This is a genomic window from Micromonospora coriariae (assembly GCF_900091455.1).
Lineage (GTDB): Bacteria > Actinomycetota > Actinomycetes > Mycobacteriales > Micromonosporaceae > Micromonospora > Micromonospora coriariae.
In genome coordinates this window covers 1,650,758-1,666,293 of record NZ_LT607412.1, presented here as the reverse complement: position 1 = coordinate 1,666,293, position 15,536 = coordinate 1,650,758, and the positions used below count along the sequence as shown (strand labels likewise).

The 15,536-nt window shown below is 72.3% G+C and carries 14 protein-coding genes and 1 pseudogene; 9 read left to right on the top strand and 6 right to left on the bottom strand.

All coding sequences use genetic code 11. The features are described from left to right. Positions 1-83 precede the first annotated feature (83 nt). Both GA0070607_RS07695 and GA0070607_RS07690 read right to left on the bottom strand, forming a co-directional pair. Positions 84-368, bottom strand: a complete 285-nt coding sequence (locus GA0070607_RS07695; RefSeq protein ID WP_089017571.1) for a DUF427 domain-containing protein — start codon at positions 366-368, stop codon at positions 84-86. A 52-nt stretch (positions 369-420) separates the two neighbouring features. Further along, positions 421-891: an aminoacyl-tRNA deacylase gene (locus GA0070607_RS07690; protein ID WP_172899003.1), complete on the bottom strand. Its 471-nt coding sequence runs from the start codon at positions 889-891 to the stop codon at positions 421-423. A gap of 93 nt (positions 892-984) precedes the next feature. On the opposite strand from GA0070607_RS07690, the gene GA0070607_RS07685 reads away from it, so the two are divergent. The 4 genes from GA0070607_RS07685 to GA0070607_RS07670 all read left to right on the top strand — a co-directional run bounded on the left by GA0070607_RS07685 (position 985) and on the right by GA0070607_RS07670 (position 5,253). Beyond that, positions 985-2,382, top strand: coding sequence for an FAD-binding oxidoreductase (locus GA0070607_RS07685; protein WP_089017569.1), 1,398 nt, complete (start codon positions 985-987; stop codon positions 2,380-2,382). Continuing rightward, complete coding sequence (locus GA0070607_RS07680) at positions 2,379-3,722, top strand: class I SAM-dependent methyltransferase (RefSeq protein ID WP_089017568.1); 1,344 nt, start codon at positions 2,379-2,381, stop codon at positions 3,720-3,722. Before GA0070607_RS07685 ends, GA0070607_RS07680 begins: the two co-directional genes overlap by 4 nt. A gap of 102 nt (positions 3,723-3,824) precedes the next feature. Beyond that, the gene (locus tag GA0070607_RS07675) at positions 3,825-4,382 is read left to right on the top strand and encodes a winged helix-turn-helix domain-containing protein (RefSeq protein ID WP_089017567.1); all 558 of its coding nucleotides are present in this window, start codon (positions 3,825-3,827) and stop codon (positions 4,380-4,382) included. Then, on the top strand, positions 4,375-5,253 hold the full coding sequence (locus tag GA0070607_RS07670; protein WP_089017566.1) for an SRPBCC family protein: 879 nt from the start codon (positions 4,375-4,377) through the stop codon (positions 5,251-5,253). Before GA0070607_RS07675 ends, GA0070607_RS07670 begins: the two co-directional genes overlap by 8 nt. Before the next feature lie 94 nt (positions 5,254-5,347). On the opposite strand, the gene GA0070607_RS33240 is transcribed toward GA0070607_RS07670, so the two are convergent. After that, the gene (locus GA0070607_RS33240; RefSeq protein WP_231930899.1) at positions 5,348-5,665 is read right to left on the bottom strand and encodes a helix-turn-helix domain-containing protein; all 318 of its coding nucleotides are present in this window, start codon (positions 5,663-5,665) and stop codon (positions 5,348-5,350) included. Continuing rightward, positions 5,662-6,031, bottom strand: a pseudogene (locus GA0070607_RS33235) (type II toxin-antitoxin system RelE/ParE family toxin). Before GA0070607_RS33235 ends, GA0070607_RS33240 begins: the two are co-directional and overlap by 4 nt. A gap of 114 nt (positions 6,032-6,145) precedes the next feature. Here GA0070607_RS33235 and GA0070607_RS07660 point away from each other — a divergent pair. From GA0070607_RS07660 to GA0070607_RS07645, 4 genes are all read left to right on the top strand, one after another. Further along, positions 6,146-6,379, top strand: coding sequence for a zinc-ribbon domain-containing protein (locus GA0070607_RS07660; RefSeq protein ID WP_089017564.1), 234 nt, complete (start codon positions 6,146-6,148; stop codon positions 6,377-6,379). A gap of 707 nt (positions 6,380-7,086) precedes the next feature. Beyond that, complete coding sequence (locus GA0070607_RS07655) at positions 7,087-9,471, top strand: putative bifunctional diguanylate cyclase/phosphodiesterase (protein WP_231930898.1); 2,385 nt, start codon at positions 7,087-7,089, stop codon at positions 9,469-9,471. Positions 9,472-9,521: 50 nt separating this feature from the next. Continuing rightward, positions 9,522-10,280 carry a MerR family transcriptional regulator gene (locus tag GA0070607_RS07650; protein ID WP_089017562.1) on the top strand — a complete coding sequence of 253 codons (759 nt, stop codon included), beginning with the start codon at positions 9,522-9,524 and terminating at the stop codon, positions 10,278-10,280. Between the two features lie 120 nt (positions 10,281-10,400). After that, positions 10,401-11,186, top strand: a complete 786-nt coding sequence (locus GA0070607_RS07645) for an LppX_LprAFG lipoprotein (RefSeq protein WP_157743107.1) — start codon at positions 10,401-10,403, stop codon at positions 11,184-11,186. Between the two features lie 7 nt (positions 11,187-11,193). Here the strand turns inward: GA0070607_RS07645 and GA0070607_RS07640 are convergent, their stop codons facing one another. Next, the gene (locus tag GA0070607_RS07640; protein ID WP_157743106.1) at positions 11,194-12,486 is read right to left on the bottom strand and encodes a serine hydrolase; all 1,293 of its coding nucleotides are present in this window, start codon (positions 12,484-12,486) and stop codon (positions 11,194-11,196) included. A 69-nt stretch (positions 12,487-12,555) separates the two neighbouring features. Further along, positions 12,556-14,106, bottom strand: coding sequence for a gluconokinase (locus GA0070607_RS07635; RefSeq protein WP_197701244.1), 1,551 nt, complete (start codon positions 14,104-14,106; stop codon positions 12,556-12,558). Positions 14,107-14,339: 233 nt separating this feature from the next. Between GA0070607_RS07635 and GA0070607_RS07630 the strand changes: the two genes are divergently transcribed. Beyond that, on the top strand, positions 14,340-15,488 hold the full coding sequence (locus GA0070607_RS07630) for a hypothetical protein (RefSeq protein ID WP_089017559.1): 1,149 nt from the start codon (positions 14,340-14,342) through the stop codon (positions 15,486-15,488). Positions 15,489-15,536: the final 48 nt, after the last annotated feature.

The following is a 15,536-nucleotide window of genomic DNA, read 5'->3' as shown; positions in this document are numbered from 1 at the left end:
GGAGTTACCGGGGCTGAGGCAACGCGACGAGAGCCGGCCGGACGGTAAGCCGAGGGCCACCGCGAGCCGGTGCCAGATGGCCGTCAGTCGACGACCCGGACGTCCTTCCAGAACGCCACCCGGTCACGCACCATCTCGGCGTCGGGCTTCGGCTCCGGGTAGTACCAGACCGCGTCCTCGCTGGTGCTGCCCTCGTGGGCCAGGGTGTAGTAGGAGGCGGTGCCCTTCCACGGGCAGACGGTGTGCGTCGCGGACTCGCGGATCAGATCGTCGCGCAGGGCGGAGCGGGGAAAGTAGTGGTTGCCCTCCACCAGCACGGTGTCGTCGCTCTCGGCGACGACCAGGTCGTTCCACACGGCTTTCGGCATACGACCAAGACTAGGCCCTGGCGCCGACGGCGGCAGCGGTCGCCCCGGCGGCTCAGCGGGTCGGCTGTGGATCGGTGACGTCGGCCACGGTGGCGTCGAGGGCGGCGATCGCGGCGTCGGCGTCGACCGCGACGGCGAGGCCTCGCTCGCCGGCGCCGAGGGTGATCTCCCGGCCGCGCAGCCGCTCGTCCGCGACCACCGGCCAGGCGGTGCTCGCGCCGAACGGGGTGATGGTGCCGCGCTCGTAGCCGGTGGCGGCCAGCGCGCCCGCCGCGTCCGGCATGGAGAGTCGGTGCACGCCGAGCAGGGCCCGCAGCTTGGGCCAGGAGATGACCCGGTCGCCGGGGGTGAGCACGAACAGGTGGTCGTCCGCGCCACGGCGGACCACGATCGTCTTGACCACGTCCGGGACGGCCACGCCCCGGACGGCGGCCGCCTCCGCCAGGCTGCCGACCGCGCCGTGCGAGATCAGCCGGTAGGGCAGGCCGGCGGCGTCCAGGGCGGTGATCGCGGGCGACGGCATGCTCGCCACGGTAACCGCCGGGCCAGGCACCGGACGGGAAATGGCCACCGTCGACATCCCACGGTTCCCGGGGGACGGGCGTAAGGTGATCACATGCGCGCTGAGCGTGTGGATCACTCGATTGACCATGATCAAGCGGTGGACACGTTGCGGCGGTCGTACGCCGCGGTGCCCACGGGCGAGCCTGTCCGGCTCGCCAAACGGACCTCCAACCTGTTCCGACCCCGGTCCGCTCCCCGGACGCCGGGGCTCGACGTGAGCGGCCTCAACCGGGTGCTGTCGGTCGATCCGACCGGGCGCACCGCCGACGTGCAGGGCATGTGCACGTACGAGGACCTGGTCGACGCGACGCTGCCGCACGGGCTGATGCCCCTGGTGGTGCCGCAGCTACGCACCATCACGCTGGGTGGGGCGGTCACCGGCCTCGGGATCGAGTCGACCTCCTTCCGTAACGGCCTGCCGCACGAGTCGGTACGGGAGTTGGACGTGCTCACCGGCTCCGGCGAGATCGTCACCGCCCGGCCGGAGGGCGAGCACGCGGACCTGTTCACCGCGTTCCCCAACTCCCTGGGCAGCCTCGGCTACGCCACCCGGCTACGCATCGAGCTGCAACCGATCGGCCGGTACGTGGCGTTGCGCAACATCCGGTTCACCCGGCTGGAGGCGCTCACCGACGCGATCGCCGAGGTGACCGCGACCCGGTCCTGGGCCGGCGAACCGGTCGACGCGATGGACGGGGTGATGTTCAGCCCCGGCGAGGCGTACCTGGTGTTGGCCACGTTCACCGACGCGGCCGAGCCGCCCAGCGACTACACCGGCCAGGCGATCTACTACCGGTCGCTGCGCCAACGGACCCGTGACGTGCTCACCGGGTACGACTACCTGTGGCGCTGGGACACCGACTGGTTCTGGTGTTCGGCGGCGTTCGGCGCCCAGCACCCGGTGGTGCGGCGGCTCTGGCCGGCGCGCTACCGGCGCAGCGACGTCTACCACCGGCTGGTCCGGCTCGAGCACCGGCACCAGGTGGCGGCCCGGATCGACCGGCTGCGCGGCCAGCCGGCCCGGGAGCGGGTGGTGCAGGATGTGGAGATCCCGCTCGAACGTACCGCCGACTTCCTGCGCTGGTTCGCCGGCGCGGTGGGGATGAACCCGGTGTGGCTCTGTCCGTTGCGGTTGCGCGAGCCGGCGGGTCCCGGTTCGGCGCGGTCCTGGCCGCTGTATCCCCTCCAGCCGGGGCAGGACTACGTCAACATTGGGTTCTGGGGGAGCGTGCCGATCGCGCCCGGCGCCGCCGACGGCGACGTCAACCGCACGATCGAACGCAGGGTGTCGGAGTCGGGCGGGCACAAGTCGCTCTACTCCGACGCGTACTACGACCGGGACGCCTTCGATCGCCTCTACGGGGGCGACACGTGGCGCGCGGTGAAAGACCGCTACGACCCGGACCACCGGCTGACGGGACTGTACGAAAAGGCGGTAGCACGAGCATGAGCCTGACCGACCGAGATCAGGGGGCGGCGAGCGTCCCCGCCACCCCGCCGGCGGGGGGCCGGCGAACGGGTCCGACCGTGGCGGATGTCATCCGCGCGGTCACCGCGGGGCCGCTGCCGGTGCGGATCACCGGGTACGACGGCAGCGCCGTCGGCCCGTCCGACGCGGGCATCACCCTGTCGATCCGTTCCGAGCGGGGGTTGTCGTACCTGCTCACGGCCCCCGGCGACCTGGGCATGGCCCGGGCCTACGTCAGTGGTGACCTGGCGTTGCAGGGGCTGCATCCGGGCGACCCGTACGAGGCGCTGCGGGTGCTCAAGGACGAGCTGAAGCTGCGCCCACCGTCGCTGGCCGAGGGGTTGGCGCTGGTCCGGGGGTTGGGCTGGGAGCGGCTGCTGCCGCCGCCGGCTCCGCCGCAGGAGGCGCAACCGCGTTGGAAGCGGGTGGTGAACGGGCTGCGGCACTCGCGCATCCGGGACAGCACGGCCATCTCGCACCACTACGACGTCTCGAACGCCTTCTACGAGAAGGTGCTCGGCCCGTCGATGACGTACACCTGCGCGGTGTTCCGGTCTCCGGAGGACACGCTGGAGCAGGCCCAGGCGGCGAAGTACGACCTGGTCGCCGGCAAGCTCGCGCTCAAGCCGGGGATGCGGCTGCTGGACGTGGGCTGCGGCTGGGGCGGCATGGTCCGGCACGCGGCGCGCGAGTACGGGGTCAAGGCGCTCGGGGTGACCCTGTCCAAGGCGCAGGCGCAGTGGGCGCAGGCGGCGATCGAGCGGGAGGGGCTGACCGAGCTGGCCGAGGTGCGGCACCTGGACTACCGGGACGCGCCGGCGGAGCAGTTCGACGCCATCTCCTCCATCGGATTGACCGAGCACATCGGGGTGCGCAACTACCCGGCGTACTTCGGGGCTCTGCGGGACCGGCTCCGGCCGGACGGGCGGCTGCTGAACCACTGCATCACGCGGGCGGACAATCGGGCGCCGCACCGCTCCGGCGCGTTCATCGACCGGTACGTCTTCCCGGACGGGGAGCTGGCCGGCCCGGGTCGGCTGATCAGCGAGGTGCACGACGCCGGGCTGGAGGTGCACCACGAGGAGAACCTGCGCCAGCACTACGCGCTGACGCTGGCCGCCTGGTGCCGCAACCTGGTCGAGCACTGGGACTTCTGCGTCTCGGAGGTGGGTGCGGGCACCGCCCGGGTGTGGGGGTTGTACATGGCCGGGTCGCGGATGGCGTTCGAGCGCAACGGCATCCAGCTGCACCAGGTGCTGGCCACCCAAAACGGCCCGGAGGTTAGGAGCAGCTATCCGCTGCGGCCCGACTGGCTGCCCTGATGGTCTCGTGACCGCCGTCGCCTGAAGCCGCGCCGAAAAGTCGGCGCGGCTTCTCGCGAAGCCATTGACAAACAAATTTTGTACGTACAAACTGATTTTGCCATGAGAGACGTCCTGTACCTGGAGCAGATCGAGCAGGCCGAAGTCCTGCTCAAGCCGCAGCGTGTCGAGGTGCTGCGGCAACTGGCCGAGCCGCGCACCTGCACCGAGGTCGCGGCCCGGCTCGACCAGACGCCGCAGCGCGTCTACTACCACGTCAAGCAGCTCGTCGCGGCCGGCCTGGTCGAGCTGGTCAACGAGCGCAAGGTCCGCGGCATCACCGAGGGCATCTACCAGGCCGCCGCGCGCTCCTACTGGCTCTCGCCCCGGCTGGTCGGCCGGATCGGGCTGCGCCGGGCCCGCGACGAGCTGAGCCTGGGCTACCTGCTGGACCTGATGGAGGAGGTGCAGGCCGACATCGCCGCCCTGGACCGGGCGGCGCCCGAGCTGCCCTCGATCGGGGTCTCCGGCGAGATCCGGGTGCCGGCCGAGCAACGCCAGCAGTTCCTGCACGACCTGCAAACCGCACTTCAGGACCTGTTCACCCGCTACGGCGGCAGCGAAGGGGATGCCTTCAAGCTCGCCGTGGCCTGCTATCCGAAAGGGAACAACCATGAGTGAGCCGATGAAGGTTCAGGCCCGCCTCTCCGCGCCCGTCGGGCGCGTCCGCCAGGCCCTGACCGACCCGGCCGAGCTGCGCCGCTGGCTGGCCGAGCACGCCGAGGTCGAGCTGCCTCAGCGGTACGAGTTCTGGGGCCGGTACACCCCCGAGGGCGACGCCGCGCACCAGCGGCTGGTGCACGCCGACGACGACACGCTGCGCTTCACCTGGCTGCTGGACGGGGTGGAGACCACCACCGAGTTCCAGCTGACCGCCGAGGGCGCCGACAGCACAGTGCTGACGCTGACGCAGAGCCACTTCGACTTCGCCGAGGCGATGAGCGGCTCCAGCATCCGCGGCGTGCTCCAGACCTACTGGGCGCTGGCCATCGCCAACCTGGCCGCCCACCTGGAGGGCCGGCCGCCGCTGCCGCGCACCGACTTCACCTCCGCCGACCTGCGCGGCGAACTGGTCATCGCCGCCCCCGCCGACAAGGTGTGGCAGTCGCTGACCGACTCCGAGCAGGCCAGCGCCTGGTTCGGCTTCCCGATCGGCATCGAGCCCTGGGTCGGCGGCCGGTACGCAATGGGCGGCTTCGACGCCGGGTACGCGGCCAAGGTGGTCGACCTGGAGCCGGGCCGCAAGATGTCCGTCGACTGGGGGCCCACCGGCGTCTCGACCTGGGAGCTGGCCGAGTCCGGTGGCCGGACCACGCTGACCTTCGTGCAGAGCGGCTTCGACGAGGGCAACCCCCCGTACGCGGCCTGGAGCGGGTCGGTGGCCGGCCTGGCGGAGCTGCGCCGCTTCCACGAGGTGCCCGACTGGCAGCCGATCTGGCTCCCCGCCGAGGTCCCCGGCCTGGAAACCGAGGCGACCGCAGCGGCCAGCTGACGCGGTAACGGCCCTTACGAGCGCCGGCCCACGCACCACGGGCCGGCGCTCGCCGCGCGTCGGCCCATGCGGGGGTCAGGGGTCCGCTGATGGCTCAGGCGATGGCGGCGATGTCTCCGTCATCGAAGTAGATGGCCTGGTGCAGCCGGCCGCCGAGTGCGGCGGCGTACCTGGCCACGACGTCCTGACCGGAGATCCGGCCCTGCTCGATCTGGGACACCCGGCCCTTGGTCACGCCCATCCGCTCAGCGATCTGTTGCTGAGTGAAACCACGGGCCCGTCGCACCTCCGCGAGACGGTGCCCGACGACCTGCGAGAGCAGCTCCTCCTTGCCCGCTTGGACAGCCGCCTCGCCGCCAGCGCGCTGCACGTACTCCGCCCGGATGTCCGCCCACCGCACGTGACCACTCACCGCCGTCCCCCCTCCTGATGTGCGCGTTCCTTCAAGTAGATCTCGTAGCGTTGCTCGGCGAGCGGGCGGGATGGCCTGTCGATACCAACTCGACCACTGGCCCGCCTTGTCCCCGGCAACGAGCAAAATGCTCGCGCGCCAAGGGTCGAAGACGAAGAGGATGCGGACTGTGCCCGGCCGCAACTCCTTCAGGTTCGCTATCGACGACCCGGTGATCGTGTCGACCAACGGCCGGCCCAGCCCTGGTCCGGCTTCGGCGAGCGCGTCGATCGCCTGCACAACCCGGGCGAACGTCGCCTGGTCCAGGCTGTCGATCCAGGCCCGAACCTCGTCGACGACGAAGACCTCCCACTCCTCCTGGCGCACCTCATCAGTATACCAATCACTAAACCTGTCTGGCTGCGATCAGCAGCTCACGGCTGTGACGATTCGCTGGCCGGATTCGGTGACTTATCCGGCTGGAGTGGGTACTGGCGTGCGATGTTCTTCATCTTTGGTCTACGTACCAAGGTCGACCGTTCGGGTGTCGTGCAGGAGGTCTGCCGCAACTGCGGCAACCACGCGGCGCAGGTGATCACCCGACGGTCGACCAGGTTCACCCTGTTCTTCATCCCGCTCATCCCGATCCGCACCAGGTATGCACAGCAGTGCACGTTCTGCGGGGCGCAGTACGAGATCTCCAAGTCCGACGCCGACCGTCTCCCGGTCGGCTGAGCCGCCGATGGCCCGCTTCCTGTGCTGGCTGATCCGCCGGCCGCCGCCGTCGTCCGGCCTCCCGGTGCACACCGCCCCTCGTCCGCCCTGCACCCCGGGGCGACGAAAGCACCGCCGCGTCCGCCGTCCGCTGGCCGGCACCAGGCTGCCCCGCTCACCCTGGAACCGCTCCGCCGGCCGCTGACCGCACCGGTCGCACACCTACCGCCGCCGACGTGGTGGTGCCCCCTCCCGGGGGCCGGCGAGCACCTCGCGTCCAAAAGGGCGTCGGCCGCGCCGGTGCTCGCCGTGTTCTGGCGAGGGGCAGGTGTCACCCTCGCGTCCTGTCGAGCTGCCCCGAATGTGGGGCACCGGGCACGACCTGCCCGGCCCCACGCGGACAACCACCGGCGGGCCCAGCGGAGCAAGCCGGGCGAGCCTTAGGACACATGGCGAACCTGAGGAACCCGGGCCAGCCCGAGCGACCCGGGCCATCCCGACCAGAAAAGAGCCCGCCCCCGGCACTCCGCTTGCCCCATTCCTGGGGCAGCTCTACAGGGGCGCGTACCAGAGGAGGCCCGTCCCGACGCGGTCTCCTTTGTGGCCGGACCGGCTCGATTTGCGCGCGTCCGGTCCCTGGCGGGCACCTCGGACGCTGACTAGGCTTTCGGGGTTTGCCGTGGACCGGTCCGCCGAGGGTGCACGCACGACGAAGAGCCGGAGCGACCGTGTCGCGACAGGACGTGAAGCAGACTGCGGGGGAGCGCACTCCCGCGGAGCTGAACGGCGTGCCACCCGCACCCGGCGACCCGACCATCCCGGCGCCGGCCGCAGCAGCGCCAGCGACCGGGGCGGCCGCGGGCGGACAGTCGATGGGCGTCGCGCTGGCCGGATCGGGCCGCGCCGGGTTGCTTCTCGCGGGCGCGGTCCTGGTCGCGGAGTCGTTCTGGCTGGTCGCCGCGCTGCCCGGCGTCGCGCTGGTCAGTGACCTGGGCGCGCTGCTGGTCGCCGGTTGGGCCACCGTTGCCTGCGTCGGGGCCGCTCGCCGTCAACCAGTTCCACTGCGCCGGTTCTGGACGCTGCTCGCGGCCACCATGGTGCTCGCCGCGCTCGGCCGGGCGATCTGGACGGCGCAACGGGTCGTTGGCGGCGACCTGCCGCACACGCCGCTTGTCGGGGCGGTCTTCACCGCCGGCATCCTCACCGGCACCGCCGCGCTGCTCTGTTCGCCCTCCGCGCCCCGGACCGCCGTCGGGCGGGCCCGGACGCTGCTGGATGGGGTGATCGTCGCGCTGGCGCTGGTGCCGATCGGTTGGGTGCTGGTGTTCCGTGGCGTCGCCGCCGCCGAGCTGGCCGACCCGGACCGCACGCTGGGGCTGCTCTATCCGATGTTCGACCTGATGCAGCTCACCATCCTGGTCGCGGTGGTCGGTCCGGCCCGGCCGGTGTGGCGGCCGTTGAGTGTGCTCGCGGCCAGCCTCACCATCCGGGTGGTCGCCGATGTCGGGTACGTCTCGCTGGTCGCGCGCGCCGACTACGCCGCCGGCCACCTGATCGACCTGTGCTGGCCGCTGAGTTACCTGCTGATCGGCCTGGCCGCCGGGTACCCGCCGCCGCCGGACTGCGACGGCACCGACGACACCGCCGAGTCGTCGCCGCCGCCGTGGTGGCGGGTGGCGCTGCCGTACCTGCCGGTGGGCGGGGCGATCATCGCGGTGGTGCTGGCCCGCCGGCCCACCGGGCAGACGCCGCCGCTGGTCTTCGTGACGATGATGGTGCTGCTCGCGGCTCTCGCGGTACGCCAGGGGTTGGCCGCCAACGAGAACCTGCGCCTGGTGGCCCGGCTGCGCCGGCTCGCGTACGGCGACCAGCTCACCGGTCTGCCCAACCGGCTGTTGTTCAACCGGCGGCTGCGTCTGGCCCTGCGCGACGGCCGGCCGGTGGCCGTCCTGCTGCTCGACTTGGACGGGTTCAAGCAGGTCAACGACAGGTTCGGGCACGCCACCGGGGACACCCTGCTCACCGGGCTGGCAGCCCGGATGCGGGCCGCGGTCGACGGTGACGGCACCATCGCCCGGCTCGGCGGCGACGAGTTCGCGGTGCTGGTCCACGGCGACCGACCGGTACCCCCGGAGCGCCTCGCCGAACGGCTGCTGGACGCCCTGCAACCCTCCGACGGGGACGAGGACGTCGGCGTGCACCCGTCGGCGAGCATCGGCATCGCCGAGTACGGGCCGCAGCACGCCTCCCACACCGACCTGCTGCGCGACGCCGACATCGCCATGTACGCGGCCAAGGCGGCCGGGAAGTCCGCGTACCGGACGTGCACCCCGGCGCTGCGCGAATCGGCCGTCTCCCGGGCCGAGCTGATCGCCGACCTGCGTCGGGCCGTCGACGAGGAGCAGCTGCGCCTGGAGTTCCAACCCATCGTCGATCTGGCGACCGGCGCGGTACGCAGCGCCGAGGCCCTGGTGCGCTGGCGGCATCCCCGGCTCGGGATGCTGGCGCCGGCCCGGTTCCTGCCGCTGGCGGAGGAGACCGGGCTGATCCTGCCGATCGACCGCTGGGTGATCCACGAGGCGTGCCGGGCCGCGGCGACCTGGCGGGACCGGGCGCCGGAGGCGACCGTCGCGGTGAACATCTCCGCGGCGCACCTGCGCCGGCCGGACCTGATCGCCACGGTCACCGAGGCCACCGCCGGCGCCGGGCTGGCGCCGCGCGCGTTGACCCTGGAGCTGACCGAGTCGGCGCTGATCGAGGGGACCGAGGCGGTGCTGGAGCGGCTGCGTCAGCTGCGGGAACTGGGCATCGGCATCGCCATCGACGACTTCGGCACCGGCTACTCGTCGCTGAGCTACCTGCACCGCATCCCGGCCACCGAGCTGAAGATCGACCGTTCGTTCGTGGCCCGGCTGGGAACGGACGACCGGGCGTACGCCACTGTGGAGATGGTCACCCGGCTGGCCGGCGCGTTCGACCTGGCCGTGGTCGCCGAGGGGGTGGAGACCGAGCGCCAGCACGCGGCGGTCACCGCGATCGGTTGCCCACGCGGTCAGGGCTATCTGTACGGGCGCCCGGACGGCCCCGGCACGGTGGGTCAGAATCGGCCTTGACCCTGACGTAGCGGCAGGCGGGAGCCTGGTTTCCGGAAGGGAGGGGAACCATGGCGTACACGGTGGGTCAGGTGGCGAAGGTCGCCGGCGTGACGGTACGGGCGCTGCACCACTACGACGAGATCGGGCTGCTCTCGCCGAGCGGGCGGACCACGGCCGGCTACCGCCGCTACGACGACGCGGACCTGGAACGGTTGCAGCTCGTCCTGTACTACCGGGAGCTGGGTTTCCCGCTTGAGGAGATCGCCGCCATCATCGACGACCCGGCGGCCGACCCGGCCGCGCACCTGCGTCGCCAGCACGAGCTGCTGACGGTACGGATCAAGCGGTTGCAGGAGATGGTCACGGCGATCGAGTTCGCGATGGAGGCGAGCAAGTTGAACATCCAACTCACTCCGGAGGAGCGGTTCGAGGTCTTCGGTGACTTCAACCCCGAGGAGCACGAGGTCGAGGCCGAGCAGCGTTGGGGTGACACCGACGCGTACCGGGAGTCGAACCGGCGGGCGTCGCGCTACACGAAGGACGACTGGCTGCGGATCAAGGCGGAGAACGAGGACTGGGGCCGGCGGATCGTCGCGGTGCTGGCCTCGGGCGCCCCGGCGGACGGCCCCGAGGCGATGGAGTTGGCCGAGGAGCACCGGCAGATCATCGGCCGCTGGTTCTACGAGTGCTCGTACGAGATGCACACCGGGTTGGCCGACATGTACCTGGCCGACGAGCGGTTCACCGGGCACTACGAGAACATGGCGCCGGGGCTGGCGGCGTACCTGAACGAGGCGATCCACGCCAACGCGATCAGCCGCGCCTGATCGGCCGGGAGGCCGACCGGAAACAGCGGTCCGTGCGGTCCGGCTAGTCTGGCCGGACCGCACCGCGGTCAGCGTCGATCGGCCACCGGCCGGCGGGCGCGCCGCTCGGGGGAGATGACCGTGAACAAGCCGAAGCTGGTCGCGGCGGGCGCCGTCCTGGCCGTGGCGATCGCCGCCGGAGTGTGGGCCCTGGCCGTCGGGGGCGACGAGCCCGACGCGGGTCGCCCGGCGGCCGGCGCGTCACCCGCCCCGGCCGCGACCGACCCGGTCAGCGTGCTGGTCGCCGCGGCGGCGAAGATCGACCAGCAGACCTACAAGCTGACAGTAGGCGCCGGCGGTGAGGCGGGCGGGGACGGCACTGTGGTGCTCTGGGACCCGAAGGCGCGGCGCGGCCTGGAGACCACCTCGCTCAAGGTGCCGACCGGTGAGGTGAAGATCGAGCGGCTGACCACCGGGCCGGACGTCTACGTGCGGGTCACCGCCCCGGACCGCCGGGTGCCGGTCTGGGACGGCCGCACCTGGTGGCACGTCGGCGCCGAGGGATCGCCCGCCGCCAAGCAGGGCCTGGACAACACCCGGCTGGCCGGCACGTTGACCGCGCCGGCCCAGGTTCGCCAGACCGGTGTCCGGGAGTACGCCGGCACGTTGGACCTGCGTGCGAGTGGCGCGGTGCTGGGCAGCGGGGTCGGGGCCGTGCTGGGCGACAGGGCGGCGGCGGTGCCGTTCACCGCCACTGTCGACGAGCAGGGGCGGCTGGTCCGCTACCGGATCGAGCTGGCCAGCGAGCAGTCGCAGACCGCGCAGCTGGACCTGACGTACTCGGACTTCGGGCAGCCGGTGACGGCCGAGCCGCCGGCGGCCGACCTGGTCGGCGAGGACCCGCCGGCGAACATCCCCGGCGCCTGAGCCCGGCTCACTCCTCATAGGCCCCGTCCGTCGGGGTGACCAGGTAGTCGTAGACGGTGCGGGCCATCCGGCGGACCGTCTCGTCGCCGGTATCCATCGGTCCGGCGGTGAGGAACGCGACGGCGGTCTCCGTGCCGGGGATCAGGTAGTAGCCGACGTCGTGTGAGGCGTCGGGCAGGTCACCGGTCTTGTGCGCCACCGGCACCCCGGGCGGCAGCGCCGCGGGGATCTTCGTGTTGAGGGTCTGCTCCCGCATGAAGCCGATCATCAGGTCGCGGGAGGCGGGGCTGAGGATGTCGCCGTCCCAGACCGCGCCGAGCAATGACACCACGTCGTCGGGGCTTGTGTAGTTCTCCTCGCCGCGCTGGGCGGCGGCGCTGTCGAGCATCCGGCGGGCCAGGATGGTGGAGCGCTGGTTCATGGAGTCGATCAGGGCGTTGACCGGGGCGAACCCGCCCAGGTAGGTGATCAGCACGTTCGCGGCGATGTTGTCGCTGTACTTGATCAGGTACTGGGCGAGCCGGTGCAGGGTGACCACCTGCGGGAAGGTCTCGAACTGCAGCTGGCCGGTGCCGCCGACCACGTCGGCCGGGGTGACCAGTACGCCGTCGTCGAGGGAGGCCTGTCCACAGTCGACGCGGCGGAGCAGTTCGACCAGGATCCACAGCTTGATCACGCTGGCCGCCTTGGGGCGGAGCGAGCCGTTGACCGCGATCTGCTGATCGCCGTACCGGCCGGACAGGTCCCGGACGGTGACCCCGGACGGGTTGAGGCTCGCGTCGGCGACCACCCGGGCGAGCTGCCCGCTGAGTGGGAACAGCCGGGCTCCCGCGACCGGATCGGTGGGTGGCTGCGGGCTGGTGACCACCTCGCCGGTCAGCTCGGTCAGCGGGTGGTGGCGGCGGATCACCGCGAGCGTGCCCTGGCTCCGCCCGATCAGCGGCACCCGGTAGCGGTAGCTCCTGTCCTCGACGGTGACCTCGCCGCTGGCCACCCCGGCGGCGACGATCATGTCCGGGTCGGCGACCCGGCCGGTGTCGCCGTCGCAGGCCCGGTACCGCACGGTGTGCCCGAGCGGGTCCACCGCGAACACCCCACCGGGGAACGACAGCCAGGACACCTCGCTGGTCGGCGCCCGCTCCGGCGTCGGCTCCACCCCGGGCTCGTCCCCCGGGCCGGGACCGTCCGCGGTGGCCGGCCCGGTCGTCGCGACCATGATCAGCGCGACCGCCGCGATCAGCCACTTCAGGGGTACGCGGGCCAACTGAGAAGATGAGTGCTGCTTGTCGCTTTTTTTCACGTTTGCACGATATGAAGTGCGGGCGGTGGCTGGGGTCGTCGCGTTCGGCGTCACCCGTCCGGGCGGTCGTCAGATCGGTGGCGCCGCGGGGAAGCGCTCCGTGGGCAGGCCGGGCGCGAGCCGGCGCATGGAGAAGAATGTGGGCGCCAGCGCGTCGTACAGCTCGGCGAAGAGCGGCAGCAGCGCCGCGTACGTGGCGGCGGCGGCCGGGTCGGGGCGGACGGTCTCCTCGATGCGCGCCAGGTCGGTGGCCACGTCGATGCTGGGGATCAACCCCAGCGCCTGCATGCCGAGCAGGGCCGCGCCGAAGCCCGACCCCTCGTGCCCGGCCGGGAAGCTCACCGGCAGGCCGAGCACGTCGGCGAGCATCTGCCGCCACAGGCCGCTGCGGGCGAAACCACCGCCGGCCCGGATCTCGCGGACCTCGTTGCCGGCCGCGCGCACGGAGCTGAGCACCAGCGCGAGCTGCTGGCAGACTCCCTCGAGCGCGGCCCGTACCAGGTGCTCCCGGCGGTGCGCGTGGGTCAGCCCCACGTACGCGCCGCGCGGCAGCGCGCTCCAGTGTGGCGCCCGTTCGCTGTGCAGGTACGGCAGCATGATGAGCCCGCCCGAGCCGACCGGCGCCCGGGCGGCCAGTGCCACCAGCTCCTGCTCGGAGCGCTCGCCCAGGTCCGGGGCGAGCGCCTCACCGGCCCAGCGCAACACGATGCCACCGTTGTTGATCGCGCCGCCGACGACCCAGCGGTCCTCGGTCAGCGCGTAGCAGAACACCCCGCCGAGTGGATCCACGCCGGGCCGTTCGACCATGACCCGCATGGCGCCGCTGGTGCCGATCGTGCAGGCCACCATGCCGGGCTGCACCGCGCCGAGGCCCAGGTTGGCCAGCGGACCGTCACCGGCGCCGACCACCACCGGGGTGCGCTGCGGCAGGCCGGTCGCCGCCGCGGCCCGTGCGGTGAGCCCGGGCAGCACGGTGGTGGTGGAGACCAGTTGGGGCAGTTGGTCCTCGGTGATGCCGGCGATGGCCAGCGCCTCGCTGTCCCACTCCAGCTTGTGGATGTCCATCAGGCCGGTGGCCGAGGCGACGGAGTGGTCGGTGACCAGCGCGTCGCAGAGCCGCAGCAGCACCCAGTCCTTGATGCCGACCCAGTGGGCGACCCGTTCGAAGAGCTTCGGCTCCTGCTCGGCGAACCAGAGCAGCTTGGGCAGTGGCGACATCGGGTGCATCGGTGTCCCGGTCCGCCGGTGCAGGGCCAGGCCGGACGGGACCGCCCGCAGCCGTTCGGCCTGCCTGGTGGATCGCGCGTCGGCCCAGGTCAACGAGGGGGTGAGCGGGTTGCCGGCCGGGTCGAGCCCGATCAGGCTGTGCATTGCGGAGCCGAACGACAGTCCGGCCACCGGCTCGTCCAGCTCGGCCACCACCGCGCGGATCGACTCCAGCACCGCGTCGAGGATGAGGTGCGGGTCCTGCTCGGCGTACCCGGGCTCAGGGTTGTTGAGCGGGTAGCCGACCGATTGGCTGGCGAGCTGCCGTCCACCGGTGTCGTACGCGACCGTCTTGGTGCTGGTGGTGCCGATGTCGACGCCGACCACCACCCCGAACCGGGTGCCCTGCGGCACGATCGTCACCCCCTTCGCGCAGCGGTGCCCCGGCGTCGCCCCCGGCTGCGGCTGACGTTACCGAGACAGCGACCGTCCCCGCAGGACACGGGGGAAGGTGCACCATCGCCCAATCGTTCGGTTTACTCCACCGATCGGTTACTTCGCCCCTTTCTAGCGTGTCCGGGTGGCGCGCCGCCGCTGTTAACACGTGTGACACCCCGGTTGGTGGCCTGCGCGGCGAAGGAGTCGGCGTGGCAAAGACTGATTCGACGGGTTCCACATGGCGGTACCGGTGGGCGCACCGGCAGAACGTTCGGCGGGTCAGCACGTTCCGTGGCGCGGAGGCGGCGTGGCGGCGACGCGACGACGAGTTGCGGCGGCTGCGCGCACTGGCCGCTGACTTCCAGGGCTCCGTGGCGGCCGGTGCCGGCCTGCCGCTGGAGCTGGCCGCCGACGAGGTGGTGCTTTGGGCGCTGCCGGCCGCGCAGCTGGTCGAGGTGCGGCACACCACTGTGCTGCCCGCGCCGGATCTCACGGTCGCCCCGCCGTCCGGGCCGCTGCGCCCGCGCCGCCCCGACGGCGTCCGGGTCGCCGACGCCGGCATGGCGGTGATCACCAGCCGTCGGTTGGTGCTGCTCGGCGGTCGCGGTCGGCGCGACTGGGCGTACGGCCGGATGACCGGCCTGGCCCACGACCCGGCGGCCCCGGTCACCCTGATCCAGGTGCTGGACCGGCGGCGTACCTCCGGGCTGATGCTGCCCACCGACGCGGCGGCGGACTTCCGGTTCAAGCTCACCCTGGCGTTCGCCGACGCGATCGAGCAGCGTCCCGCGGTGCTCGCCCAGCTCGACGAGCTGATCGCCGAGCATGCACAGCTCAAGCCGTTCCGGCCGGCCGCGGCCACGCCCGCGCAGGCCCGGCTCTCCGCGCTGGTGCCCGGTGGTCGGCGGACCGTCGCGGTGGCCGCGGCCGTCGCGCTCCTGGTGCCGGCGGCGCTGATCGAGTCGGACCCGTCCGACCCGACCGGTGGCGCCGAGGTCGCGGTCGCCGCGACCCCCGCGCCCACTCCCAGTGTGGTTCCCGCGCTGGTCCGCCCGGCGGCCACACCGCCGGCGCCCCGCACGTCGCCCAAGCCGGCGAAGTCGCCGCGCCCGTCGCCCACCACGACACGCGACCCGCGCTGCGGGGCGCCGGTGAACCCGCTGGGGTACGACTTCTGCGGCGGCACCCGCATCCGCCGGCCGGCCGCCGAGGTGTGCGACTGGTTCGACTGTGTGCCGCAGTTCTGGGCCGGCCGGGGCTACCTGGTGCAGTGCCGCGACGGCTCGATCAGCCTGACCGGCGGCCGGTCGAACGCCTGCGCCGAGCACCGAGGCGTGCGGCGAACCGTCGCGAAGTGACCGTTTAATCCGGTTTTGGCCCGCCCGTCGGGTTCGATCGGCCAGAAT